Annotated in this window: 21 protein-coding genes; 10 read left to right on the forward strand and 11 right to left on the reverse strand. The window is 65.8% G+C overall.

Annotated features, from left to right (window positions below; genetic code table 11):
- Positions 1-56 precede the first annotated feature (56 nt).
- The 4 genes from G404_RS0111610 to G404_RS0111625 all read right to left on the reverse strand — a co-directional run bounded on the left by G404_RS0111610 (position 57) and on the right by G404_RS0111625 (position 7,633).
- Positions 57-4,739 (reverse strand): NAD-glutamate dehydrogenase domain-containing protein, encoded by a 4,683-nt coding sequence (locus G404_RS0111610; protein WP_028641230.1) that lies wholly within the window; start codon positions 4,737-4,739, stop codon positions 57-59.
- 263 nt (positions 4,740-5,002) lie between these two features.
- Positions 5,003-5,992: an LLM class flavin-dependent oxidoreductase gene (locus G404_RS0111615; protein ID WP_028641231.1), complete on the reverse strand. Its 990-nt coding sequence runs from the start codon at positions 5,990-5,992 to the stop codon at positions 5,003-5,005.
- A gap of 12 nt (positions 5,993-6,004) precedes the next feature.
- Complete coding sequence (locus G404_RS18900) at positions 6,005-6,880, reverse strand: tetratricopeptide repeat protein (RefSeq protein ID WP_051280602.1); 876 nt, start codon at positions 6,878-6,880, stop codon at positions 6,005-6,007.
- On the reverse strand, positions 6,881-7,633 hold the full coding sequence (locus tag G404_RS0111625; protein ID WP_028641232.1) for an alpha/beta hydrolase: 753 nt from the start codon (positions 7,631-7,633) through the stop codon (positions 6,881-6,883).
- An 82-nt stretch (positions 7,634-7,715) separates the two neighbouring features.
- Between G404_RS0111625 and G404_RS0111630 the strand changes: the two genes are divergently transcribed.
- From G404_RS0111630 to G404_RS0111645, 4 genes are all read left to right on the forward strand, one after another.
- Entirely contained in the window at positions 7,716-9,005 is a 1,290-nt protein-coding gene (locus tag G404_RS0111630; protein ID WP_028641233.1) for an ArnT family glycosyltransferase, read from the forward strand.
- A 73-nt stretch (positions 9,006-9,078) separates the two neighbouring features.
- The gene (gene thrS, locus G404_RS0111635; RefSeq protein ID WP_028641234.1) at positions 9,079-11,070 is read left to right on the forward strand and encodes a threonine--tRNA ligase; all 1,992 of its coding nucleotides are present in this window, start codon (positions 9,079-9,081) and stop codon (positions 11,068-11,070) included.
- A 92-nt stretch (positions 11,071-11,162) separates the two neighbouring features.
- A complete protein-coding gene (locus tag G404_RS0111640; protein ID WP_051280619.1) occupies positions 11,163-12,110 on the forward strand; it encodes a hypothetical protein in 948 nt (315 codons plus the stop codon).
- 4 nt (positions 12,111-12,114) lie between these two features.
- The gene (locus G404_RS0111645; protein ID WP_051280604.1) at positions 12,115-12,501 is read left to right on the forward strand and encodes a PilZ domain-containing protein; all 387 of its coding nucleotides are present in this window, start codon (positions 12,115-12,117) and stop codon (positions 12,499-12,501) included.
- On the opposite strand, the gene G404_RS0111650 is transcribed toward G404_RS0111645, so the two are convergent.
- From G404_RS0111650 to G404_RS0111680, 7 genes are read right to left on the reverse strand one after another with little or no spacing between them, the layout of a single operon-like run.
- Positions 12,498-12,860: a HesB/IscA family protein gene (locus G404_RS0111650; RefSeq protein WP_028641237.1), complete on the reverse strand. Its 363-nt coding sequence runs from the start codon at positions 12,858-12,860 to the stop codon at positions 12,498-12,500. The genes G404_RS0111645 and G404_RS0111650 overlap by 4 nt on opposite strands.
- Before the next feature lie 2 nt (positions 12,861-12,862).
- Positions 12,863-13,333 carry an SUF system Fe-S cluster assembly protein gene (locus G404_RS0111655; protein ID WP_028641238.1) on the reverse strand — a complete coding sequence of 157 codons (471 nt, stop codon included), beginning with the start codon at positions 13,331-13,333 and terminating at the stop codon, positions 12,863-12,865.
- Positions 13,330-14,535 carry an aminotransferase class V-fold PLP-dependent enzyme gene (locus G404_RS0111660; RefSeq protein WP_028641239.1) on the reverse strand — a complete coding sequence of 402 codons (1,206 nt, stop codon included), beginning with the start codon at positions 14,533-14,535 and terminating at the stop codon, positions 13,330-13,332. Before G404_RS0111660 ends, G404_RS0111655 begins: the two co-directional genes overlap by 4 nt.
- A gap of 5 nt (positions 14,536-14,540) precedes the next feature.
- Positions 14,541-15,263, reverse strand: coding sequence for a SufD family Fe-S cluster assembly protein (locus tag G404_RS0111665; protein WP_028641240.1), 723 nt, complete (start codon positions 15,261-15,263; stop codon positions 14,541-14,543).
- Entirely contained in the window at positions 15,260-16,003 is a 744-nt protein-coding gene (gene sufC / locus G404_RS0111670) for a Fe-S cluster assembly ATPase SufC (RefSeq protein WP_028641241.1), read from the reverse strand. Before sufC ends, G404_RS0111665 begins: the two co-directional genes overlap by 4 nt.
- Before the next feature lie 52 nt (positions 16,004-16,055).
- Positions 16,056-17,540, reverse strand: coding sequence for a Fe-S cluster assembly protein SufB (sufB, locus tag G404_RS0111675; protein ID WP_028641242.1), 1,485 nt, complete (start codon positions 17,538-17,540; stop codon positions 16,056-16,058).
- Entirely contained in the window at positions 17,537-18,007 is a 471-nt protein-coding gene (locus tag G404_RS0111680; RefSeq protein WP_028641243.1) for an SUF system Fe-S cluster assembly regulator, read from the reverse strand. The genes sufB and G404_RS0111680 overlap by 4 nt, the downstream gene beginning before the upstream one ends.
- A gap of 419 nt (positions 18,008-18,426) precedes the next feature.
- Here G404_RS0111680 and G404_RS0111685 point away from each other — a divergent pair, with 419 nt between their 5' ends.
- The 6 genes from G404_RS0111685 (at position 18,427) to G404_RS0111710 (ending at position 24,626) form a co-directional block, all read left to right on the forward strand.
- On the forward strand, positions 18,427-19,458 hold the full coding sequence (locus G404_RS0111685; protein WP_028641244.1) for a quinone-dependent dihydroorotate dehydrogenase: 1,032 nt from the start codon (positions 18,427-18,429) through the stop codon (positions 19,456-19,458).
- Between the two features lie 13 nt (positions 19,459-19,471).
- The gene (locus tag G404_RS0111690; RefSeq protein WP_028641245.1) at positions 19,472-21,196 is read left to right on the forward strand and encodes a gamma-glutamyltransferase family protein; all 1,725 of its coding nucleotides are present in this window, start codon (positions 19,472-19,474) and stop codon (positions 21,194-21,196) included.
- Between the two features lie 75 nt (positions 21,197-21,271).
- The gene (locus G404_RS0111695; RefSeq protein WP_028641246.1) at positions 21,272-23,074 is read left to right on the forward strand and encodes an AMP-dependent synthetase/ligase; all 1,803 of its coding nucleotides are present in this window, start codon (positions 21,272-21,274) and stop codon (positions 23,072-23,074) included.
- A 46-nt stretch (positions 23,075-23,120) separates the two neighbouring features.
- Positions 23,121-23,555, forward strand: coding sequence for a VOC family protein (locus G404_RS0111700; RefSeq protein WP_028641247.1), 435 nt, complete (start codon positions 23,121-23,123; stop codon positions 23,553-23,555).
- Positions 23,556-23,637: 82 nt separating this feature from the next.
- Positions 23,638-24,279 (forward strand): TetR/AcrR family transcriptional regulator, encoded by a 642-nt coding sequence (locus G404_RS18905; protein ID WP_051280606.1) that lies wholly within the window; start codon positions 23,638-23,640, stop codon positions 24,277-24,279.
- Complete coding sequence (locus G404_RS0111710; protein WP_028641248.1) at positions 24,279-24,626, forward strand: c-type cytochrome; 348 nt, start codon at positions 24,279-24,281, stop codon at positions 24,624-24,626. The genes G404_RS18905 and G404_RS0111710 overlap by 1 nt, the downstream gene beginning before the upstream one ends.
- The last annotated feature ends 6 nt before the right edge of the window (positions 24,627-24,632 follow it).

The following is a 24,632-nucleotide window of genomic DNA, read 5'->3' on the forward strand; positions in this document are numbered from 1 at the left end:
AAAAGGCGCGGGTCGTCAACCAGTGACCGTCACAATTGACCAAATATGGCAAAAACTTATCGCATCAACAGCGTCCTTGCCTGCCCGGCCAGTTGCGCCAGCATGGCAGGTGCAACCGTGCCGGTGGCCTGCGCGCGCCCGATCAGCGCGCGATATTGCGCCACCAGCCGGGCATGCGCGCCAAGCCAGGCCGCAACATGCGCCGACGGATCGGCGTTGTCGGCGCGTCCCAGGAATTCCAGCCGCATCTGCTGAAAATCGCGCGCCAGCCCGGCCACCAGCAGGCGTTCCCACGGATCGGATGGCGATGCCCGGCTGGCCACCTGCTGCGCCCAGTCCAGCCCCAGCGCTTCGCCCAGATCGGCAAACGCCCCGGTCAGCGCGGTGGCATCGATCTGCCGCTCGGCGGCCAGATGCGCCAGCCCGATCGCGCCGTCCATGTCGTACAGGTGCACGACCAGCGCCGCGACGTCGCCAGGGATACCGGCTGCGGCCAGTTCGGCCGACAGACGACGCCCTTCGGCCTGCGCCTCTCCGCGCAGCAGATCGGCGGCGGTGTGCGACAACAGGCCCACCCCCTGCGCCAGATCCGCGATCAGGTCGCCGGCGACCTCGGTCCCGCGCCCGGCACGCAGCACATCGGCGATATGCCCGCGCAGCGCGCGCGCGGTACGGTCAAACATCGCCAGGCGCGCATCTTCGGCCATCGTCGCGGTATCGAGCAGGGCCCAGGTCGTGCCGCAATCGAGCAGGCGTTCGGCCGCAACGAATGCCGCCGCCACTTGCGCCAGCGTGCAGCCTTCTTCTTCGACCAGTTCGAACGGATGCACCGGGCCCAGCCGGTTGACGATGCGGTTGGCCAGCTTGGTCGCGATGATTTCCCGGCGCAGGCGGTGCCCGGCAATCTCGTTGGCAAAGTCTTCGTGCATGGCCTGCGGGAACGCGGCGAACAGTTCCTGTTGCAGCACCGGATCATCGACCATCACGCTGTCTTCAAGCGCACGTTGCAGGCACAGCTTGGCCGTTGACAGGATCACCGCCAGTTCGGGCCGGGTAAAGCCGTGGCCCGACGCCGCGCGCCGCGCATAGTCTTCGGCAGGCGCCAGGCCTTCGTTGGCGCGATCGAGTTCGCCTGCGTCTTCCAGCACGTCGATCAGCCGGGACAACGCCGGGACTGCCGCGGCTCCGCCGCGTTCGGCCACCGACAGCGCCAGCGTCTGCAACCGGTTGTCCGCCAGCACCAGTTCGGCCACCGCATCAGTCATGTCCGACAGCAGTCGCACCCGGGCGTCTTCATCCAGCCGGCCGGCCCGCTTGGCCGCGGCCAGCGCGATCTTGATATTGACCTCGTTGTCCGAACAGTCGACGCCGGCCGAATTGTCGATGAAATCGGTGTTGACCCGGCCGCCGAGCATGGAAAATTCGATCCGTGCCGCCTGGGTCAGCCCCAGATTGGCGCCTTCGCCCACCACGCGTGCGCGCAGCGCCGCAGCCGGCACGCGCACCGTATCGTTGGCAGGATCGCCCACGGTCACGTTGTTTTCGTAGCCCGCGCGCACATACGTGCCGATGCCGCCAAACCACAACAGATCGACCTTGGCCTCGAGGATCGTCGAAATCAGCGATTCGGGATCAATCTCGGCCACCGGAATGCCCAGCAGCGCCTGCATTTCGGGCGACAACGGGATCGATTTCAGGCTGCGCGGAAAAATACCCCCGCCCGGCGAGATCAGGCTGCGATCATAATCGTCCCAGCTCGATCCGGGCAGCGCGAACATCCGCGCGCGTTCCTGCCACGACCGCGCGGCATCGGGATCGGGATCGAGAAAGATGTGACGGTGGTCGAATGCCGCGACCAGCTTGATCGACTGGCTGAGCAGCATGCCGTTGCCGAACACATCGCCCGACATGTCGCCCACGCCGATCACGCGTACCGGGTCGGTCTGCACGTCGATGCCCAGCTCGCGGAAATGGCGCTGTACCGAAATCCAGCCCCCTTTCGCGGTGATGCCCATGGCTTTGTGATCGTAACCCTTCGACCCACCGCTGGCGAAGGCATCGTCCAGCCAGAAATTCTGTCCCTCGGCAATGGCGTTGGCCACGTCGGAAAAGGTGGCCGTGCCCTTGTCGGCGGCCACCACGAAATAGGGATCGTCGCCATCGTGGATCACCACATCGGCGGGGTGCACGACGGCGCCGCCCACCAGATTGTCGGTTACCGACAGCAGCGCGCGGATGAACACCTGATAGCTGGCGCGGCCCTCGGCCAGCCAGCCATCGCGATCGCGCACCGGATCGGGCAGGCGTTTGGGATAGAACCCGCCCTTGGCCCCGGTGGGTACGATCACCGCGTTCTTCACCCGCTGCGCCTTCATCAGGCCCAGCACTTCGGTGCGGAAATCGTCGCGCCGGTCGGACCAGCGCAGCCCCCCGCGCGCAATCGCGCCGGCGCGCAGGTGGATGCCTTCGACTTGCGCCGAATAGACAAAGATTTCGCGCCACGGCACCGGCCGCGGCAGCCCGGGGATCGCGGCGGAATCGATCTTGAACGCCAGCGCCTCGCTGCCACCGGCGCCGAACGCGTTGGTGCGCAAGATCGCGCCAACGCCGGCATGAAACGCGCGCAACAAGCGATCCGCACTGATTGCGGCCACATTGGCAAGCCCTGCGCGGATCGCCGCTTCGGCCATTTCGGCCGCGGCTTCGCGGTTGCCGTCAAATGCCGGATCGTGCCGCGCGACAAACAGCGCAATCAGCGCACGCGTCACATCGGGCGCGCGGCGCAACGTGGCCACCGCCGCGCGCAGATCGACCGTCACCCCGGTCTGGCGCAAATACCGGTACCAGGCGCGCAGCCAGTTGGTTTCGCGCGGAGACAGCGAGACCGCGGTGATCAGCCGGTTGAAGCCGTCATCCTGCGCGGTGCCGTTGAGCACGGCGGCCAGCGCGGCTTCGATCGCCTGTTTGCGGTCAAGCAGCGCATCGACATCGGTATCGGCGGGTGCAGCCACCAGAAAATCGTGGATATAGCCCAATTTGCCGTTCGCCAGCGCGGTCGGCACTTCCTGCAGCACCTTGAACCCGAAGTTTTCAAGCACCGGCACCGCGTCCGACAGCACGATTGCGCCATCGCGCTGATACAGCTTCAGCCGCAGGTCTTCTTCGGCACCCAGTCGGTGCAGCCGCGCGGCGCGGCGCGGCGCCCCGCTGCTGTGCAGCACGCGCAATGCGCGGATATCCTCGGCCGCCTCGGCCGGGCCATAGGCATGGCGATAACCGATGGGAAACGACGCAGCAAACCGTGCCGCGATCGCCGCGGCGCGCGATGGGTCTTCGGATCGGGCCAGTTCGGTTTCGACCGCCAGTTCCCAGCCGCGCACCATCGCCTGCAACGCATGTTCCAGCGCATCGGCATCGGGTGCGATGCTGCCTTCGCGAATATCGAGCACAAAGCGGTTGATCGCCAGGGCATTGGCATCGACCTGAAGGCTCCAGTCGATCACTTGTGCACCGATCGCGGTTTCCAGCATGGCCCGCACGCGTTCGCGCACCTCGGTCGACTGCACATCGCGCGGCAGCCACACGAATGCGTAAAGGTGGCGCCGCAGCATGGCCGGCACCAGTTCCAGCCGGGGCCGCGGCCGGTCGAGCAGGCTCATCATCGTGGTGGCGATGCGTTCAAGGTCGTCGTCGGCAAAGCCGATCAGCAGATCGTGCGGCAGCGCGGTCAGCGCGTGGACCAGCGCCTTGCCCGCATGGCTTTGCGGCGCCACGCCCAGCTTGGTGGTCAACTGCTCGAGCTGGCTGCGCATCAACGGTACGCGGTCGGGCGTGGCCGACAGCGCGCTGCTGGTCCAGACCCCGGCATGCACCGACAACGCCACCACCTGTCCCCGGTCAAGCACCGGCACCAGGAACAGATCAAGCGGCACATTGCGATGGACCCGCGCGTTGCGGTTGGCCTTGACCACCAGCGGCGCGCGCGGCGGCGCGCCCAGCGGGCCAGTGCCGTCAAACCACGCAAAGGCGCGGTCATACGATGCCTTGCTCAGCAACGGCAGCGGACTGGCGCGACAGATGCCCAGCATGTCGTCCAGCCGCCCGTCGCGGTGGCGCACCACCCGCCCCAACTGGGTCAACATGCCATCGGCCAGCCAGCGCAACAGCGCCGCCGCCTCGGGATCGGGCAGGGTGCGTGCGTCATCGAGCATCGCTGCCTGCATGCGCGGCCAATCGGCCACGGCGGCATGGACATCGGCCAGCGTGCGGTGGATCGCCTCGACCAGCGCGCGCCGGGTGCGGGCATCGACGCGTTCGGTTTCGAGATAGATCATCGATTCGCGCAGTTCGCCGATCGCCTCGCCCTCGGGCAGCGCGACCAGCCGCCCATCGGCACCACGCCGCACCGCCAGGACCGGATGCACCAGCCGATCGATCGACAGCCCGTGCTGGGTGACCGTGGCACAGACCGAATCGACCAGAAACGGCATGTCGTCATTGACCACCGCGATCCGCAGATAGCGCGGGCTGGCCCCGGTTCCGGCCACGCTTTCGATCGCCAGCGAAGGCTCTGCGCCCTTGCGCCGGGCGGCGGCGCGCAACGTAAAGCGCGCGGCGTCAAGCAGGCGGGCGGGATCGAAATCGGCGGCCTCTGACGGCAGCAAGGTTGTGGCAAAGCGCCCCGCCAGGCTCGATTCGAGCGATTGGCTGGACACCTCGTTTTCGGACAGCGTGGCCATTGTGTTCCTTCCCGCGCAGAACCCGGATTCGAAACCTGGCCAGGGGCGTCCTTGACGTGCCACCTGCTGCCCGAACCGGCCCTGCAAAACATTCAGGTTTGTATAATTATATTTTATAATTGGGTATTATTCGTACAAGAATAGCCCCAGCCATCGAGACAGGCAAGACCCAACCTGCCGGTGTGTAGCGCTTCACCGTTAATCTGTGATGGCACGCGGCCGCTCGTGGCTTTGCCTATCGGCCCGTAATCCCGCGGTCGCAATCATGCCACCACCGCGCGCACTGCGGCCATCGTCAATTGCAGGCTGCGACGGCGCATCGCCGGGTCAAAAGTGGCGCCGGACACGATCAGTTCGTCGGCACGGGTGCGCTGGCGAAAGGCATCGATCCGTTCGGCAACGGTGCGCGGCGATCCGATGGCCGAAACCTGGCGCATGTGATCAAGCATCGCGCGGGCCGGTGCGGGCAGGCTGTCGCGATAACCGGCCACCGGCGGCGGCAACTGCCCCGGCGTGCCGCTGCGCAGCCGCACGAACGACTGGTCCATCGAACTGGCCAACAGCACGGCTTCGTCATCGCTGTCGGCGGCCATGACGTTGATCGCGGCCATCACATAGGGCGCGTCAAGCCCCGGCGATGGCTGGAATTTTTCGCGGTAAAGCGCCAGCGCGGCATCAAGATGGTCGGGCGCAAAATGGCTGGCAAAGGCATAGGGCAGGCCCAGCATCGCCGCCAGTTGCGCGCCGAACAGGCTCGAACCCAGGATCCAAAGTTCGGGCCTGGCCCCCAGCCCCGGATTGGCCTGCATCGGCAGGCGCGGATCGCCGGCAAACTGCGCCTGCAGTTCGACCACATCGTTGGGAAAATCATCGGCCGAGCGGTTCACATCCTTGTGCAGCGCGCGCACGATCCGCTGATCCGCACCGGGCGCGCGGCCCAGCCCCAGATCGATCCGCCCCGGAAACAGCGCATCAAGCGTGCCAAACTGTTCGGCAATCACCAGCGGATTGTGATTGGGCAGCATGATGCCGCCCGATCCGATGCGGATGGTGCGCGTGGCCTGACCGATATGCGCCAGAACCACTGCGGTCGCACCGCCGACAATGCCGGTCATGCCGTGGTGTTCGGCGACCCAATAGCGATGGTATCCGGCTGTTTCCGCACATTGCGCCAATGCCGCCGCATCGGCCAGCGCGCGGCCCACGGTGCCGCCTTCGATCACCGGGACAAGGTCGAGCACCGACAGTTTCATGGCAGTCATCCTTCAATGATGTCCAGGCGATGTGGGGGGCGGGGTCGCCGGATCAAGGGGGCCGGCGGTTTCGGCGCCCAGTTGCGCCAAATAGCCGCGTGCGGTCCGCGCCTCGGCGCTGTCGGGTGCTGCGGTGATCACCGAATTCCAGGATTTGCGCGCGGCGGCATCGTGCCCGGCCAGCACCGCGATCACCCCGGCCTCAAGCCCGATGGCCGGATCGACAGGGTCAAGGCCGGCTGCGGTTTCGATGAAGCCCTGTGCGCTGCGCAGATCGTGCTGGCGCCGCGCCAAGGTTGCCGACAGCAGGAACACGCTGGCATCGCCGGGCGCCTGCTGGCGTGCCTGGGTCAGCGCGGCGGCGGCCTCGGCCGTGCGCCCCTGCGCCACCAGTGCACGCGCACGATCGGCCAGGATCGCGCCGCGCCCGCCGGGATTGTCGTAATCGCTGACCGCCAGCGCACGGTCGAACCAGGCCAGCGCACGCGCACCGTCGCCCGCGGCCAGCGCGGCATTGCCCGCCATCGCCATCAACGGCACAGCGCCCGCCGCCTGGGCCTGCGGAATGGCCTCGACCGCAGCGGCAAAGGCAGTCTGCGCCTCGGCAAATTCGCCCTGGTCGGTCAGCAGTTCGCCAAGGCACTGGTTGGGCTGGGCGCGGTCTTCGGGGGCTTTGGCCCGCGCCAGCCATTCGCGCGCAAAGGCCAGCCCCGCATCGGCATCGTCACGTCCGCGCGCCATGCATTCGGCCAATTGGTCGACAGGCGCCACCGGCACCGGCTTGGTTGTCTGACGGTGCGGGACGATCGAGGGCAGCGGCGCCTGCGGATAGACATGCGGATCGGCCCCGACCTGCATCAACAGGGCCAGTGGCAAAAGCAGGCTCATTCAGGCAATTCCTTCGACAAGGCCGGCAAGCGTGGCCAGCAGCAGGGCTATATCGCCATCGCGCGACAGACGATGATCGCCATCCTTGATCAGGTTGATCTGCACATCGGCTGAACACAGCGCTGCAGCCAGGCGCAGTGCCACGGCCCAGGGCACATCGGCGTCGGCCTGCCCGTGCAGCAGACGCACCGGGCCGGCAAACCCGATCGGCCCGGTCAGTTGCAACACGGTCTGACCGTCGGCCCAGAATCCGGGGTGCGTCGGGGTGGGTTCGGGGCCATAGGGATTGTCCTGCAGCACCACCTGCCCGGCGGCCAGCGCCGCCTTGTCCGCATCGCCATAGCCCCAGTCGGTAAAATCGGGTGCCGCGGCAATGCCCAGCAGGGCTGCGGCGCGCGGACCCAGCGCATGCGCCAGCAACAGCATCAGCCAGCCGCCCATGCTCGATCCGACCAGCACCACGCGTCCGGGCGCACAATGGTTGATCAGCATCCGCGCCTCGTCGCACCAGCGCGACAACGTGCCATCGGCAAACCGGCCTTCGCTTTGCCCACAGCCCGAATAATCAAACAGCAGGCACCCCGATCCGCGCAGCTGTGCCCATTCCCACACGACCTGTGCCTTGCTGCCGCCCATGTCGGATTTGTAGCCGGGCAAAAACACGATCGTCGCCCGCGCTCCGCGTCGATGGCGATAGGCGATGCGGCGGCCATCGGGCAGCGCGAAGTGGGCAACGGGTGCGGGCTCGGTCATGCCCATGGCTGGTAGTCCCGCACGCGCGTCGGGAAAAGGGGGCTTATCCAGCAATTAACCCGCGCGCGCTATCAACCGCGCGATGCCTGACCGCCTGTCCGCCCTGTTCGCCCGCCTGCTGCTGCACCCCCGCGCCCTGCCGGTGCTGGCGCTGCTGTACTGCGTGCCGCGCGCCGCGATGATCGCCTGCGCGGTCACGCCTTCGTCGGATGCCGACTGGTATTATGGCCATGCCGCGATGCTCGCGCACGGGCTTGGCTATCTGGGCGGGCATGGTCAGCCGACCGCGTTCTGGCCGGTGGGCTGGCCCTGGCTGCTGTCGCTGGCGTTTCGCGTGGGCGGGGTGTCGGTGTGGACCGTTGGCGTGCTCAATCTGGCGGCCAGCGCACTGACCGGTTGGATCATGCTCGATCTGGCGCGGCGCTGGACCGGGTCCGAACTGGCCGCGCGTGCCGGGCTGCTGGCCTTTGCGATCTACCCCAATGCCATCTGTTATGTGCCGCTGGCGTTGACCGAGGTCATGTACACCGCGCTGCTGACGGGCGGCATCTGGCTGCTGGTCACCCGGCCGGGCTGGGCCCGCACCGTGCTGGCCGGGCTGGTGTTCGGCGTGGCCACGCTGGTCAAGGCACAAACTCTGGTGATCGTGCCGGTGATCCTGGCGATCATGCTGTGGCGCGAGGCCGGTGCCATCCGCCGGATGCCGGGCATGGTGCTGCGGGGCGTGCTGGTGCTGGGCGCAGCCGCGCTGGTGATTGCGCCCTGGACTTTGCGCAACCATCGCGAACTGCACGCCTGGGTCGCGGTTTCGACCAATGGCGGGATCACGCTGCTGACCGGCAACAACGACAGTGCGCGCGGCGGCTATACCCCCGATGATCCGCTGGTGCGGTCAATCGACGGCATGAAATACAGCGACGAAGTGCGCTATGATGCGCAGGCGCGAACGCTGGCGGTGGCCTGGATCGTGTCCCGCCCGTTGCGCTTTGTCGCGCTGGCGCCGCTCAAGGTGTGGCACTTGTGGGGGCCCGATGGCGAAGGGCAATGGGCCTATGAAACCGGGTCGTGGGCATTTCGCGCCGCGCCGCAGGCGTTTCTGATCGTGCGCGCGATCAACCAGGTGTGGTACTGGCTGCTGCTGGCGGCGTTTGCAATGGCGCCGCTGCGGATTGCCAGGCGGCGGATCGACTGGTGGCTGGTGCCTTATGCCGTGGCGCTGTTTCCGACGATCATCGCGGTGGTGTTTTCGGGGCAATCGCGGTTTCATTACCCGGCGATGCCGTTTGTCTGCCTGGTTGCCGGATGGCTGCTGGCCGACTGGATCGGGGCAGCAGGCCTGCGTTCGCGACGGGGAACCCGGCACGCCGTCTGACACCCCTTCCGGAACGGGCCGGTTTCTGCCAAAGCGGCGGCGTTTATCCGTTTACAGGCGAGTGTCAGATCCCATGTCCGATATGCTTACGATCACCCTGCCCGATGGTTCCGAGCGCGAAGTCGCGCGCGGCACCACCCCGGCAGCGATTGCGGCAGCGATCGGGCCGGGCCTGGCCAAGGCGGCGATCGGTGCGCGCGTCGATGGCGAACTGTATGACATCACCCGCCCGCTGGAACACGACGCGACGCTGTCGCTGGTGACTGCGCGCGACGAGGCCGATGCGCTGGAACTCGTGCGCCACGACTTTGCCCACGTGCTGGCCGAGGCGGTGCAGGCGTTGTTTCCCGGCACGCAGATCACGTTCGGCCCATCGACCGACGACGGGTTCTATTACGATTTCGCACCCAGGGATCGTCCGTTTACCGAGGACGACCTGCCCGCGATCGAAGCCCAGATGCGCACCATCATTGCCGCCGACAAGCCGTTGCGCCGCGAAGTGTGGGCGCGCGCCGATCTGATCGCGCGCTGGCAGGCATCGGGCGAAAGCTTCAAGGCGCAATGGGCCGGCGAACTGCCCGAAGGCGAGGAACTGACCGTATATTGGTCGGGCGATGACTGGTTTGACATGTGCCGCGGGCCGCATCTTGCCTCGACCGGGCGGCTTGACCCCACAGCGTTCAAGCTGACACGCGTGTCGGGCGCCTATTGGCGCGGCGATCAGAACAACGCGATGCTCAGCCGGATCTACGGCACCGGCTGGCTGAACAAGAAACAGCTCGACGCGCATATGACGCGGCTGGAAGAAGCGGCCAAGCGCGACCACCGCAAGCTGGGCGCGGAAATGGACCTGTTTCACTTGCAGGCCGAAGCGCACGGATCGGTGTTCTGGCACCCCAAGGGGTATCGCATCTGGCGCGAGCTTGAGGCGTATATGCGCCGCGCGATCGATGGCGCCGGCTACCGCGAGGTGAAAACCCCGCAAGTGATGGACGCGCGCCAGTGGGAAGCATCGGGCCACTGGGGCAAATATCGCGAAAACATGTTCGTGATCCCCGACGAAGTGCCCAATGTCGCGGACGAAGGCCCGCTGGTGTCGGACGATGCGCAGTGGATGGCGCTCAAACCCATGAACTGCCCCGCGCACGTGCTGATTTTCCGCCAGGGGATCAAATCGTACCGCGAGCTGCCCTTGCGCTTTTACGAAAACGGCTGCTGCCACCGCAACGAACCGCATGGCGCGCTGCACGGGCTGATGCGTGTGCGCCAGTTCACGCAGGATGATGCGCATATCTTCTGCCGCGAAGACCAGATCGTCGACGAAGTGCGCGCATTCTGTGCGCTGGCCGACCGCATCTACAAGGACTTCGGGTTTACCTATTCGATCAAGCTGGCGCTGCGCCCCGAAAAGCGTTTCGGCAGCGAGGCGATGTGGGACCAGGCCGAGACCGAATTGCGTGATGCCGTCGCCGCAGCCGGGCTGAACACGCCCGAATACGGCTGGGAAGAACTGCCCGGCGAAGGCGCCTTCTATGCACCAAAGCTGGAATGGCACCTGACCGATGCGATCGGCCGCACCTGGCAGGTCGGCACGATCCAGTCCGACCGCGTGCTGCCCGAACGGCTGGACGCCAGCTATATTGCCGAAGATGGTGACCGCCATCGCCCGGTCATGCTGCACCGTGCGATCTTTGGCAGCTATGAACGCTTCATCGGCATCCTGATCGAACATTTCGCCGGGCGCCTGCCGGTGTGGCTGGCCCCGGTGCAGGCGGTGGTGGCCACCATCGTGTCCGACGCAGACACGTATGCCCACGATGCGGTGGCCGCGCTGACCGCGGCGGGCATCCGCGTCGAAATCGACACGCGCAACGAAAAGATCAATTACAAGGTGCGCGAACACTCGTTGCAGAAAGTGCCGTTCCTGCTGGTGGTGGGCAAGCGCGAGGCCGAGGAAGGCACTGTTGCCATTCGCCGTCTGGGCGAACAGCAGCAGCAGGTGGTGTCGCTGGGCGAAGCCGTGGCCTTGATCCGGGCCGAGGCTGCCGCGCCCGATCTGCGCTGAATTCGCGCCCTGCCACGCGGGTCGTAACACTGCTTTAAACCAAGCCATGGCATAGGCGTTTCCACTTAGGGGCAAACCGGGTGGATTCGCGCATGACCATGCAATTTCGCAACCTGCCGGATGGCGCGCTGATCGACGGGGCGATCAGTGACGAGGCCATTCTGGCACTGCGCCGGCAAATCTGGCCCGACGGCGTGGTCGACGCGGGCGAAGTCGATGCGATCCTTGACCTCAACGAACAGGTGCGTGCACCCGGCAAGGCATGGATCGCCTTTTTCGTCGAGGCGGTGACCGAATTCCTGATGAACACCAGCCATCCGCGCGGGTATTTGTCGGACGCGCAGGCCGACTGGCTGATCTTGCGACTGGACCGCGACGGCCGGCTGGATTCGCCCGCAAAGCTGGAACTGCTGGTGCATCTGCTGGAACGGTTCGACGCCACCCCCGAACGCATGCGCACCTATATCCTGGTCCAGATCGAGCGCGCGGTGGTGTTCGGATCGGGGCCGACGCGCAATCCCGACGCAACACCCGTGGCCGGCGAAATCACAGCCGAAGAATGCGCGCTGATCCGGCGGGTGATCTTTGCACCCGGCAGTTCGGGTGCGGCGCGGGTTACCGCAGACGAGGCCGAGATGCTGTTCCGCATCAAGGATGCCACGCTGGATGGCAGCAACGCGCCCGAATGGACCACGCTGTTTGTGCAGGGCGTCGCCAACTATCTGCAGGGCTGGCAGGGTCTGGCCATGCCCACCGCCGAACAGGAAAGCGCCCACGAACGCTTTGTGGCGTCGCGTTCCGGCGGGATTGGCGGATTTTTGGGCCAGATGGTGCGCACCAGCCCCAACGGCCTGGTGTCGGCAGTGCGCGGCAGCGGCTTTGGTCGTCGGACCCCTGGCCGTGATTTCGTCGCCGAACAACGCGCAGATTTCGCGATCACCCCGGTCGAACAGCACTGGCTTGACGCCCATGTCGAAGCCGATGGCCGGATTGACCCGCTGGAGGCGGCGCTGATCGCCTTTCTCGAAGAAGACGCCTGAACCGATGGAACGCAAACGCAATATTCAGCCGGCGGCAGAGCGCCGGCGCGCCGAGGCAGAACTGCGCCGCCAGTTGGCGGCAGTGCTGCCGCCCGAACCCGAACGTCGCGCCAATCCCCGGCTTGAAGCCATTGCGGCGCAAAGCACCGAAACCGTGCGGCTGGTCGATCTGTCGACCCATGGCTGCTGCCTGGGTTTTACCGCGACCGCGGATTACCGGCCGGGGCAATTCATCCGCCTGGGCTTTCCGGGCGAAGCCGAAGCGATCCGCGCAATCGTGCGCTGGACCGAGGGACAGCGCGTGGGCGCCGAATTCACCCGTGGCCTGCCCAGCGATCGGATCGACGCGATCCTGGGTGAAGAGCGTCACCCGATGGTCGGCCTGCTTTAGACTGTAAAGCTTTCACCGCAGCCGCACGAACCTTTGGCGTTGGGGTTGGCAAACACAAACCCGGCCTGAAAATCGTCTTCGACCCAGTCCATCGTGCTGCCGATCAGGTACAGCACCGATCCGCCATCGATGAACAGCGTACCGCCCGAAGTGTCGATGCGTTCATCCATGGCATTGGCGGTGGCCACATAATCGACCGAATAGGCCAGGCCCGAACAGCCGCGACGCGGGGTCGACAGCTTGACCCCGATCGTGCCGGCGGGTGCGTCACCCATCAATCGGGCAATGCGCGCAACCGCGTTGTCGGTCAGCACGACTGCGGCGGGGCGTTGGCGCGGCGCGCGGGTCACGGTGTCCATGGTCACAGCATCCCCAGTTCAAGCTTGGCATCGTCGCTCATCTTGGCGGGGTCCCAGGCCGGGTCCCACACCAGATTGACCTCGGCATCGCGCACGCCCGGCACCGCGCTGACGCGCAGTTCGACTTCGGCAGGCATCGTTTCGGCCACCGGGCAATGCGGTGTGGTCAGTGTCATGTTGACAACGGCATGGCCGGCATCGTCGATCTCGACCCCGTAGATCAGGCCCAGATCATAGATATTGACGGGAATTTCAGGGTCATAAATGTCGCGAAGCGCGCTGATCACGCCCTCGTACAACGCGCCGCCCGGCTCGTTGGCGCCCACCCCGTGCGGCGTTTCGGCCAGAAAGCCTTCAAGATAGTCGCGCTTGCGCGTCAATTTGTCAGCCGGCGCCTCGTCTTCCACCCGCGCCCGCGGCGGGGCTGTCACGCCGTCAACTTCCTCGATGATGAACTTGGGTTCCCCGGTCATGCGAAAATCCTCAAGGTGCGTTCGATCCCGCGCACCAGCGCGGCGATATCGGTTTCGTCGTTGTACAGCCCGAAACTGGCCCGGGCGGTGGCGGGCACGCCAAGATCAACCATCAGCGGCTGCGCGCAATGATGACCCGCGCGAATGGCGACATTTTCCTCGTCAAGGATCGTGCCCAGATCGTGGGGATGCACACCCTCGATCGTAAAGCTGACGATCCCGGCACTGGCTGCGGGGCCCAGCAGGCGCACCGCATTGATCCGGCCCAGCGCAGCGCGCGCGGTGGCGACCAGCGCGGTTTCGTGCGCATGGATCGCTGCCAGGCCCTGGTCCTGCACATAGCGCGCGGCGGCGGCAAACCCGATGGCCTCGGCAATCGCGGGCGTGCCCGCTTCGAACCGCTGCGGCGCCGGCGCCCAGGTGGTTTCGGCAAAGGTTACCCGGTCGATCATCGATCCACCGCCCTGCCAGGGGGGCATCGCGCCCAGCAGATCGGCCCGCGCCCACAGCGCACCGATACCGGTCGGACCGTAAAGCTTGTGCGCGGAGAAGACGAAGAAATCGCAGCCCAGCGCAGCAACATCGACCGGCAGGCGCGCCACCGACTGGCACCCGTCGATCAGGATTTTGGCGCCCACGCCGTGCGCCAGCGCAACCGCGCGCGGCACATCGAGCATGCTGCCCAGCACATTCGACACATGGGCAAACGACACCAGCTTGTGCGCAGGGGTCAGCATGCGCTCGGCGGCGTCCAGATCGATCAGGCCGTCTTCGGTCAACGGGCAGACATCGATCGCAACGCCCGTGCGTTCGCGGATCAATTGCCACGGCACGATATTGGAATGGTGTTCCAGCATCGACAGCAGGATGCGATCACCGGGGCGCAGATTGGCCACGCCCCAGCTTTGTGCGACCAGATTGATTGCCTCGGTCGCGCCGCGCGTGAACACCAGTTCGTGTTCGGCCCCACCGATCAGCGCAGCAACCGTGCGCCGCGCCGCCTCGTAGGCCAAGGTCATGTCGGCCGACCTGGCATAAAGCCCGCGATGCACCGTGGCGTAATCCGGCCCCAGCGCACGCGCCACCGCATCGATCACCACATCGGGCTTTTGCGCGGTGGCCGCGCTGTCAAGATAGTGCCAGCGCGCGCCATCGGGCGTGCGCAGGCCGGGAAAGGCGTGGGCGGCGCGGGTGTCGGTCATCACGGTCACAACAGGTGCTCCAGCGCGGCGAGTGCGGCGGTGGTCAGGTCGTCCTCGTCGATGGCGCCGACAAATGCTTCGGCCAGATAGGCCTGGAGCATCAGCGCCTTGGCCGCAGCCGGCGGCAGGCCCCGGCTGGCCAGATAGAACAGGCCATCCTTGTCGAGTTCGCCGATGGCACACCCATGCGCGCATTTCACGTCGTCGGCATAGATTTCCAGTTCGGGCCGGGCATTGGCCGTGGCCCCGCGGTCGAGCAGCATGGCGCGGATCGACTGTTCGCCATCGGTGCCGATCGCGCCGCGATCGACCACGACGCGGCCCAGATAATTGCCCACGGCGCGTCCGGCCAGAACCTGGCGAACGACCTGGCGCGACACCGCATCGGGTTCGGCATGGACGACCTCGGTCACGATTTCGACGGTCTGTTCGCCACCCGCCACTTGCGCCGCGCCGAGATGAAACCGCGCACCGCGCCCCAGCGTCACGCGGATCGCGACCCGGCCATACCCGCGCGGGGCGTTGAGCAGGTGAAATGCGAATTCGGCGCCTGCGCCCAGCGTAATCACAAAATCGTGCACCGCCGCGCCATCGACCACCAGGGTGCGCGCCCCGGTTTCACCGGGTGCAACCACGATGGTTTCGGTCGCGATCGGCCAGACCGGCGCCAGCGCCGCCAGATCGGCATAGCGCCACGCCTCGTCATGACGGGTGGGCAATGCGGTCATGCCACAGCGCCTTCGTAGCCCTGCTCTTCCAGTTCAAGCGCCAGATCGGCACCGCCCGAACGCACGATACGGCCCCCTGCCAGCACATGGACGAAATCGGGTTTCACATAGTCGAGCAACCGCTGGTAATGCGTGATCAGCAGCACCGCCTTGTCGGGCCGCCGCATGATCGCATTGATCCCTTCACCGCAGACTTTCAGCGCGTCGATGTCCAGGCCCGAATCGGTCTCGTCGAGGATTGCCAGCTTGGGGTCCAGAATCCCCATCTGGACCATTTCGGCGCGCTTCTTCTCGCCACCCGAAAACCCGACATTGACCGGGCGTTTCAGCATTTCGGGATCCAGCTTGAGCAAGGCTGCCTGTTCGCGCGCCAGTTTCAGGAACGCCCCGCCCGACAGCGGATCTTCGCCGCGTGCCTTGCGCTGCGCATTCAATGATTCGCGCAGGAACTGCACCATCGACACGCCCGGGATTTCGACCGGATACTGAAACCCCAGAAACAGACCCGCCGCCGCGCGTTCGTGCGGTGCGAGTGACAGCAGGTCCTGCCCGTCGAAGTCCACGCTGCCGCCGGTCACCTCGTAACCGGGCCGTCCGCCCAGCGTATAGCCCAGCGTCGACTTGCCCGCACCGTTGGGGCCCATGATGGCATGGATTTCGCCTGCGTTGATACGCAGCGAAAGGCCCTTGAGGATCGCCTTGTTGGCGACGGTGGCGGAAAGATCATGAATGGTCAGCATGGAGGTTTCAGATTCCAAAGTCGTGTGGTTGACGGGCATTCCGGCGCGGTTCCTAGCCAACGGAACCCTCCAGACTGATGCCCAGCAGCTTTTGCGCCTCGACGGCGAATTCCATGGGCAGCTGTTGCAGCACTTCGCGGGCAAAGCCGTTGACGATCAGGGCAACCGCGTCTTCCTGCGCCAGGCCGCGCTGCATCGCGTAGAACAGCTGATCGTCGGAAATCTTCGAAGTGGTCGCTTCGTGCTCGATGATCGCACTGGGGTTTTTGACCTCGATATAGGGCACGGTGTGCGCACCGCAGGTCGCGCCCAGCAGCAGGCTGTCGCACTGGGTGTGGTTGCGCACCCCTTCGGCATTGGCCGCCACGCGCACGAGCCCGCGATAGGTGTTGTTCGACTGGCCCGCGCTGATGCCCTTGGACACGATCGTCGAACGGCTGCCCTTGCCGTTGTGAATCATCTTGGTGCCGGTGTCGGCCTGCTGGTGGTTGTTGGTCACCGCCACCGAATAGAATTCACCCACGCTGTCTTCGCCGTTCAGCACGCAGCTGGGGTATTTCCAGGTGACGGCAGAGCCGGTTTCGACCTGGGTCCAGCTGACTTTGCTGCGCGCGCCCTGGCACAATGCGCGCTTGGTGACGAAATTGTAGATCCCGCCTTTGCCCTGCGCATCGCCGGGGTACCAGTTCTGCACGGTGGAATACTTGATTTCGGCATCGTCGAGCGCAACCAGTTCGACCACCGCGGCGTGCAGCTGGTTTTCATCGCGCTGCGGCGCGGTGCAGCCTTCGAGATAGGACACATAGGCGCCCTTGTCCGCCACGATCAGCGTGCGTTCGAATTGCCCGGTGTTTTCGGCGTTGATCCGGAAATAGGTCGACAGCTCCATCGGGCAGCGCACGCCTTCGGGAATGTAGACAAAGGTCCCGTCAGAAAACACCGCGCAATTGAGTGCCGAAAAGTAATTGTCGTGCATCGGCACGACGCGGCCCAGCCAGCGGCGCACCATGTCGGGGTATTCGCGGATCGCTTCGCTGATCGAACGGAAGATGACGCCGGCACTTTCCAGCTCCTTGCGGAACGTGGTTGCCACCGACACGCTGTCGAACACCGCATCGACCGCGATCTTGCGCGCGCCTTCAACGCCCGCCAGCACCGCCTGTTCGGCCAGCGGAATGCCAAGCTTTTCATAAATGCGCAGGATTTCGGGATCGACCTCGTCCAGGCTTTTGGGCCCGTCCTTGGTCTTGGGCGCGGCCCAGTAATAGGCGGCCTGGTAATCGATCGGCGGAATGTTCAGCTTGGCCCAGTCGGGCATCGGCATGGTCAGCCAGTGGCGATAGGCCTTGAGCCGCCATTCCAGCATCCATTCGGGCTCGTCCTTTTTGGCCGAGATGTAACGCACGGTGTCTTCCGACAGGCCCTTGGGACCATATTCCTGTTCGATGTCAGACGACCAGCCGTGTTCGTAATCGGCCACGCGTGCCGCCGCATCGCGCGCGGCCTGATCCTTCACGACGGGTTCGAATTCGTTCATGCCTGCATCTCGATCATGGTGGTGGTGGCGGCGACATGCGGCTTTGGACCGGGCGCGGCAAGTTGACTTAAAGACACGCCCGCAAGCGCACCGCGCAGCGCGGCATCGACCACCGGCCAGTGCTGACGCACCAGGCAGGCCCCTTCGAGCGAACAGTCATGACGGCCCTTTTCGTTGCGCAGCCGTTCGCTGCACGCGGCCATCGCAATCGGCCCTTCGACCGCTTCGATGATATCGGCGAGCGAAATCGCCGCGGCCGGGCGTGCCAGCATCAAGCCGCCACCCGCGCCGCGCGATGAGCGCAGCAGCTTTGCCGCCGACAGTTTGCTGACCAGTTTCTGGACGGTGGGTGCGGGCAGCCCGGTTTCGTCGGCCAACTGCTGCGCGCTGATCCGCGCGTGGCCGCAATGCCGCGCGGCGGCGGTCATCGTTACCACGGCGTAATCGGCCATGCTGGACAGGCGCATTCGCTGAATTCCAAAACCGCTAAATCGGACTGATTCGGTCCGGTTTATTTAGGGTTGGGCGAACGGTATGACAAGATGCCCTTTTTTGCGCAAAAGGCGGGGCGTTTGATGGTCCGGCAAAGCGCGAACAAAAAAAAGGCGGCCGGGCCCGAGGCCGCGGCCGCCCTGAAGTCGAGAACCCGATACATCGCTGCACCAGGCCCTTCGGGTCGCAAGGACGGGTTAAGACAGATGCCGATTCGCGGATTGTATGGATTCGACAAAAACGGTGACGCGGATGTAACAAAGCCCGGCCGCTGCGGCGTTTGAAAGAATTTTCTTTAAATTCGCGGCATTTCCATCTTGGCTACCGATCGCGGCACGCCCAATGTGGGGCATTGTCGGGTCTGCAGGACCGTTATTGTGATGCCACTTTGCCAATGACCTATCATGTGTTGCGCCCCTTGCTGTTCAAGATCCCGGCCGAACCCGCCCATCGTCTGACGATTGCCGCCTTGCAGGTTGCCCCGCTGTCCCAGCAGATGACGATCATGCCCACGTTGACGCAGCGCGTCGGCGGGATCGCGTTTCCCAATCCGGTGGGTCTGGCCGCCGGGTTCGACAAGAACGCGCAAGTGCCCGACGCCATGCTGGGGCTGGGTTTCGGATTTGTCGAAGTGGGCACAGTGACCCCGCGCCCGCAGGAGGGCAATCCGACCCCGCGGCTGTTCCGCCTGGTCGAGGATCGCGCGGTGATCAACCGCATGGGGTTCAACAACGACGGCGCCGCCAAAGTGGTGCGCCGGCTGCAGGCGCGCCCGCGTTCGCCGGGCATTGTCGGGGTGAACATCGGCGCCAACAAGACATCGACCGACCGCATTGCCGACTATGCCGAAATGACCCGGATCATGGCGCCGCTGGCGCGATATCTGACCGTCAACATCTCGTCGCCCAATACGCCGGGTTTGCGCGATCTGCAGGACCAGGGCGCGCTGGCCGCCTTGCTTGACGCGGTGATCGCGGCGCGCGGGCCCCACCCGACCCCGATTTTCCTGAAACTGGCACCCGATCTGACCAATGCCGAAATCGATGCAATCTGCCGCGTGGCGATCGATCGCAACCTCCACGCGCTGATCGTGTCGAACACCACGATCAGCCGCCCACCGCTGCAATCGGCGCATGCCGGCGAAAGCGGCGGCCTGTCGGGCGAACCGTTGCGCGATCTGTCGCTGCAGGCCTTGCGCACGTTCCGCAGGGCCAGTGGCGGGATGATCCCGCTGATCGGCGCGGGCGGGATCGCCACGGTCGAGGATGCATGGGCGCGCATCATTGCCGGGGCCAGTCTGGTGCAGATCTACAGCGCACTGGTCTACGAAGGGCCGGGCCTGGCGCGCCGTCTGGTCAAGGGCCTGGCCGAGCGCACGCGCGCAGCCGGCCTTGGCAGCATTGCCGAAGCGGTCGGCAGCGAATAACGTGCGTGGCGTGATGATGCGCCCCCTTCGCGCGGCCCTGGCCGCCCTTGCCCCACTGCTGCTGATCGCGGCATCCCAATCTGCATCTGTGGCCGCGTCTGGCCCGGACAGCCCAGGCGTGGTGTCGGCGGCCGACCCGCGCGCCGCGGCGGCAGGTGCCGAAATGCTGCGCGCCGGCGGCAGCGCAACCGATGCCGTGATCGCCACGATGCTGGCGCTGGGCGTGGTCGAACCGCAAAGCTCGGGGATCGGCGGCGGCGGTTTTCTGGTTACCGGCAGCGCCGATGGCCAGGTCGACAGCTTTGACGGGCGCGAGGCCGCGCCGGCCGCCGCCGGTCCGCAGTGGTTTTTCCGCGACGGACACGCGCTCGACAAGGGCGCAGCCATCCCCGGCGGACGCAGCGTGGGCGTGCCGGGCAATCTGGCGCTGGCCGCGCTCGCCCATGCCCGCCACGGCCATTTGCCCTGGGCACGGCTGTTCGATCCGGCAATCCGGCTGGCGCGCGATGGCTATGTGGTAACGCCGCGGCTGAATGCCACGCTGGCGCTGGCCAAATCGGTGGCGACGATCGATCCGGCCGCGCGCGCGCTGTGGTTCGATGCGCAGGGCGCGCCGGTGGCGGTGGGCACCGTGGTCAGGAATCCCGCGCTGGCGCAGATCCTGGAACGCATCGCGCGTGATGGCCCGCGCGCGTTCTATCGCGGTGCCAATGCGGCGGCATTGGCCGCCCATGTTGCCGGCAGCCCGATCAACCCGGCACCGATGACCGCGGCCGATCTGGGCGCCTATCGCGCGCGCGCGGTCGATCCGGTCTGTGCGCCCTATCGCGCCTGGAAAGTGTGCAGCATGGGGCCGCCATCGGCCGGCGGCATCGCCGTATTGCAAGTGCTGGGCATGTTGCAACGGTTCGACCTGAAAGCGCTGGGCCCGGCATCGCCGGTGTCGTGGCATCTGATGGCCGAGGCGGAACGGCTGGCCTTTGCCGACCGTGACCGCTTTGTCGCCGATCCGGCCTTTGTCCAAGTGCCCGCCAAAGGCCTGCTTGACCCGGCCTATATCGCCGCGCGATCCGCGCTGATCAGCCAAAGCTCCACGCTGCCCGCAGCGCTGCCCGGGGCGCCTGCAGGCGCCAGCGATGCCTATGCGCTGGCCGCGCCGATCGATGAACACGGCACCACCCATTTCGTGGCGGTCGATGCCCGGGGCGATGTGGCCAGTTACACCTCCACGGTCGAAAGCGCATTTGGATCGGGCCTGATGGTCAACGGCTATGTGCTGAACAACGAACTGACCGATTTCAACCTCGATCCTGACCGCGATGGCAAACCGACCGCAAACCGGGTCGAACCGGGCAAGCAGCCGCGCAGTTCGATGAGCCCGGTGGTGGTCTATGACGCAGCGGGGCATGTGCGCATGGCGGCCGGCGCGGCGGGTGGCGTGACCATTCCTGCACAAGTCATCCGCTTGCTGATCGGCACGCTGGATTGGGGCATGGATGCCCGCAGCGCGATCGGCCAAGGCGTGGTCATGCCCTTTCCCGAAGGCCGCGGCGGCGCGGTGCTGGCGGTGGAATCGGGCACCAGCCTGGAATCGATGATCCCGGCGCTGACTGCGCTGGGCCATGGCAAAGTCGTTGCCATACCGATGCGCCTGAAGGCCAATGCCGTGGAACACACCGCCGGCGGCTGGCGTGGCGCGGCTGATCCGCGCAGCGAAGGGGCCACCGCCACGCCGTGATGCCCTGCTTGCCGTAGCGCCTCGGGCCGCTTAGGATATGGCGGACAAAATAATGACAGAGGATCGCACCTTCTCGTGCAATTGACCGATTTTGACCGCTACCCCAATCTGGTGGCGATGTTTCTTGACCGTGCGCAAGAGCGCGGGTCGCACCCGATGCTTGCAGCCAAGCGTGACGGTATCTGGACTGCGCTCGATTGGACCACGGTTGCCGATCAGGTCTGTCTGCTGGCACGGTCGTTGCGCGCGATCGGCTTGAATGCGGGCGACCGGGTGGCGCTGGTGTCGGAAAACCGGCCCGAATGGTGCATCGCCGACCTGGCGATCATGGCCGCCGGGCTGGTAACGGTGCCGACCTATATTACCAACACCGAACGCGATCATTACCACATTCTGGAAAATTCGGGCGCGCGGGCGATCATCGTTTCGACCGCCAAACTGGCCCAGCCCTTGCTGGCCGCAGCATTGCGAACGCCCAACGTCGAACACGTCATCGGCATGACGCCGTTGCGGCGGATGCAGTCCGGCGCACTGACCTTCCATGACTGGCACGACCTGGTCGGCGGCGATCCGGCTGCTGCACGCGCCGAGACCGAGGCACGCGTTGCAACGATCGGGCGCGGCGATCTGGCCTGCCTGATCTATACCAGCGGCACCGGCGGCGCACCGCGCGGGGTGCGCCAGCATCACGGTGCGATTCTGTGCAATGTCGATGGTGCCGCGCAGATCCTGGGCAACGATTTCGTCTGGGGCGATGAAGTTTTCCTGTCGTTCCTGCCGCTTAGCCATGCCTATGAACACAGCGCGGGCCAGTTCCTGCCGATCGGCATGGGCGGGTGCATCTATTATGCCGAGGGCCTGGAAAAGCTGGCCAGCAATATCGAGGAAGTGCGCCCCACATTGATGGTGGTGGTGCCGCGCCTGTTCGAAGTGCTGCGTACGCGGATCATGAAGCAGGTGGAAAAGCAGGGCAGGATTCCCGCCATGCTGATGCACCAGGCGCTGGCGCTGGAAACGCGGCGCGCCAGTGGCAAAATGCGGCTGACCGACCGACTGCTCGATCTGGTGCTTGAACGCAGCCTGCGCCCCAAAATCCGTGCGCGGTTCGGCGGGCGGATGAAGGCGCTGGTGTCGGGCGGGGCCCCGCTCAATCCCGATGTCGGGGTGTTTTTCGCCGCGATGGGCCTGACCATGCTGCAAGGCTATGGCCAGACCGAGGCTGGCCCGGTGATTTCGGTCAATCGCCCGCGCGTCGGCATCCGCATGGACACGGTCGGCCCGCCGATGCGCAATGTCGAAGTGCGGATTGCCGAAGACGGCGAAATCCTGGTGCGCGGCGAACTGGTGATGCACGGCTATTGGCAGGCAGAGGCCGAAACCGCGCGCACGATCAAGGCCGGCTGGCTGCACACCGGCGATATCGGCCATTTCGACGCGGCCGGGCGGATCGTCATTACCGACCGCAAGAAAGACATGATCGTCAACGACAAGGGCGACAACATTTCGCCGCAAAAGGTTGAAGGCATGCTGACCTTGCAGCCCGAAATCGCGCAAGCCATGGTCAGCGGCGACAAGCGGCCCTATGTCGTGGGCCTGATCGTGCCCGATGCCGAATGGGCGCTCGATTGGGCGCGCGCGGCCGGAGAGGCGTTCGACATCGCCGCCTTGCAGGACCTGCCCGCATTCCGCGCCGCGGTCCGCAACGCGATCGACCGCGTCAACATCGAGCTGTCGGTGGTTGAAAAGGTGCGCCAGTTTGCCTTTGCCGATGAACCCTTTGCCATCGACAACGAGGAACTGACCCCTTCGCTGAAAATCCGCCGCCACAAGATCCGCGAACGCTATGCCGCGCGGATCGACGGATTGTATCGCGGCTGATCACACGTCACATCGCATCGACACGTGCCATAACAGGATACGGCCCATGACCAGGTTTCTGCACTCGATGATCCGCATCACCGACCCCGATGCGACAATCGCCTTTTTCGCTCTGTTCGGGCTGGAAGAAGTGCGCCGCTTCGAAAGCCAGGCAGGCCGCTTCACGCTGATCTTTCTGGCCGCACCCGACCAGGAGAATGTGGCCGAAGTCGAACTGACCTACAACTGGCCACCCGAAGACGGCGTTGCCGAAACCTATGGCAGCGGCCGCAATTTCGGCCACCTGGCGTTTCAGGTCGACGATATCTACGAAACCTGCGCGCGCATCGCCGCCGCCGGGCACATCATCCACCGCCCCCCGCGCGACGGGCACATGGCGTTTGTGAAATCGCCCGACGGCATTTCGATCGAATTGCTGCAGAACGGTCGGCTGGAGCCGGCCGAACCCTGGGCCAGCATGCCCAACACCGGAACCTGGTAGGCGGCCCAAGGGGCTTGACGCGCATCGGAATCAAAATATAGTTATCGCTATCGAATCGTCCTTCCGGGAGAGGGAAAAAGCGATGGCCGATGCGTTGACGATCGATTTTGCGCGTGCCGCACCCCCGGTTCAGGACCGGGCGCAACGCACGCGCGAGCGTCTGCTCGATGTGGCCGGCACCATGCTGGGCGATGTCGGGATCGAGCGCATATCGACCAATCTGGTGGCCGCGCAGGCCGGCGTGACCCCGCCTGCATTCTATCGCCATTTCCGCAGCAAATACGATCTGCTCGCCGCGCTGGCCGAACGGCTGATGGCCCGGCAGAACGACGTGCTGATGGCCTGGGTCGATCGGTGGAGCGGCAGCGGACAGGCCGGGCTGACCGCGCACCTGGCCGACCTGTTCCGCGACACCGCGCGCGTCACCGATGCCGAACCCGGCGGGGTGTGGATCGAACGCGCGTTGCGCGCGGTGCCGCAATTGGCCCCGATCCGCGTGGCTTCGCACCGCCATGTGACCGACCGGATCGCTGCGGTGCTGTGCGCATGGGCCCCCGATCAGGACCCGCACATCATCTGGCGCCGCGTCCGGCTGGCGGTGGAACTGGGCTATGCGGTCGACGAAATGCTGCACGAAGAAGACCGCATCGATCGCGAAGACCTGTTTGGCGATGCCGCGCGCGCGATCGAGGCGGTGTTTGCGACACCCGGGGAACAGCCATGATGCGCGATAGACGCCTGGCGCTCGTGCCGGCCCTGCTGGCGCTGGGCGCGTGCCAGTCCGCCCCGCCCCTGACCCCGGCGCAGTCGGCTGCGCGCCACCCCGCCGATGCGCGCCTGGCCACGCTGTACGATCGATCGTGCCGCGCGTGCCACACCAGCGCCGACAGCGGCGCACCGCTGTCGGGTGATCGCACGCAATGGGATGCACGGTGGGCCAAGGGGCAGGCGGTGCTGCTGCAGAATGCGGTGGCCGGTTATAACCGGATGCCGGCAGGCGGGCAGTGCGCCACCTGCACCGCCGACGATTACGCCGCGCTGATCCGCTTCATGGCCGACCGGACAGACTAGGAGATA

The organism is Novosphingobium acidiphilum DSM 19966, from assembly GCF_000429005.1.
Lineage (GTDB): Bacteria > Pseudomonadota > Alphaproteobacteria > Sphingomonadales > Sphingomonadaceae > Novosphingobium > Novosphingobium acidiphilum.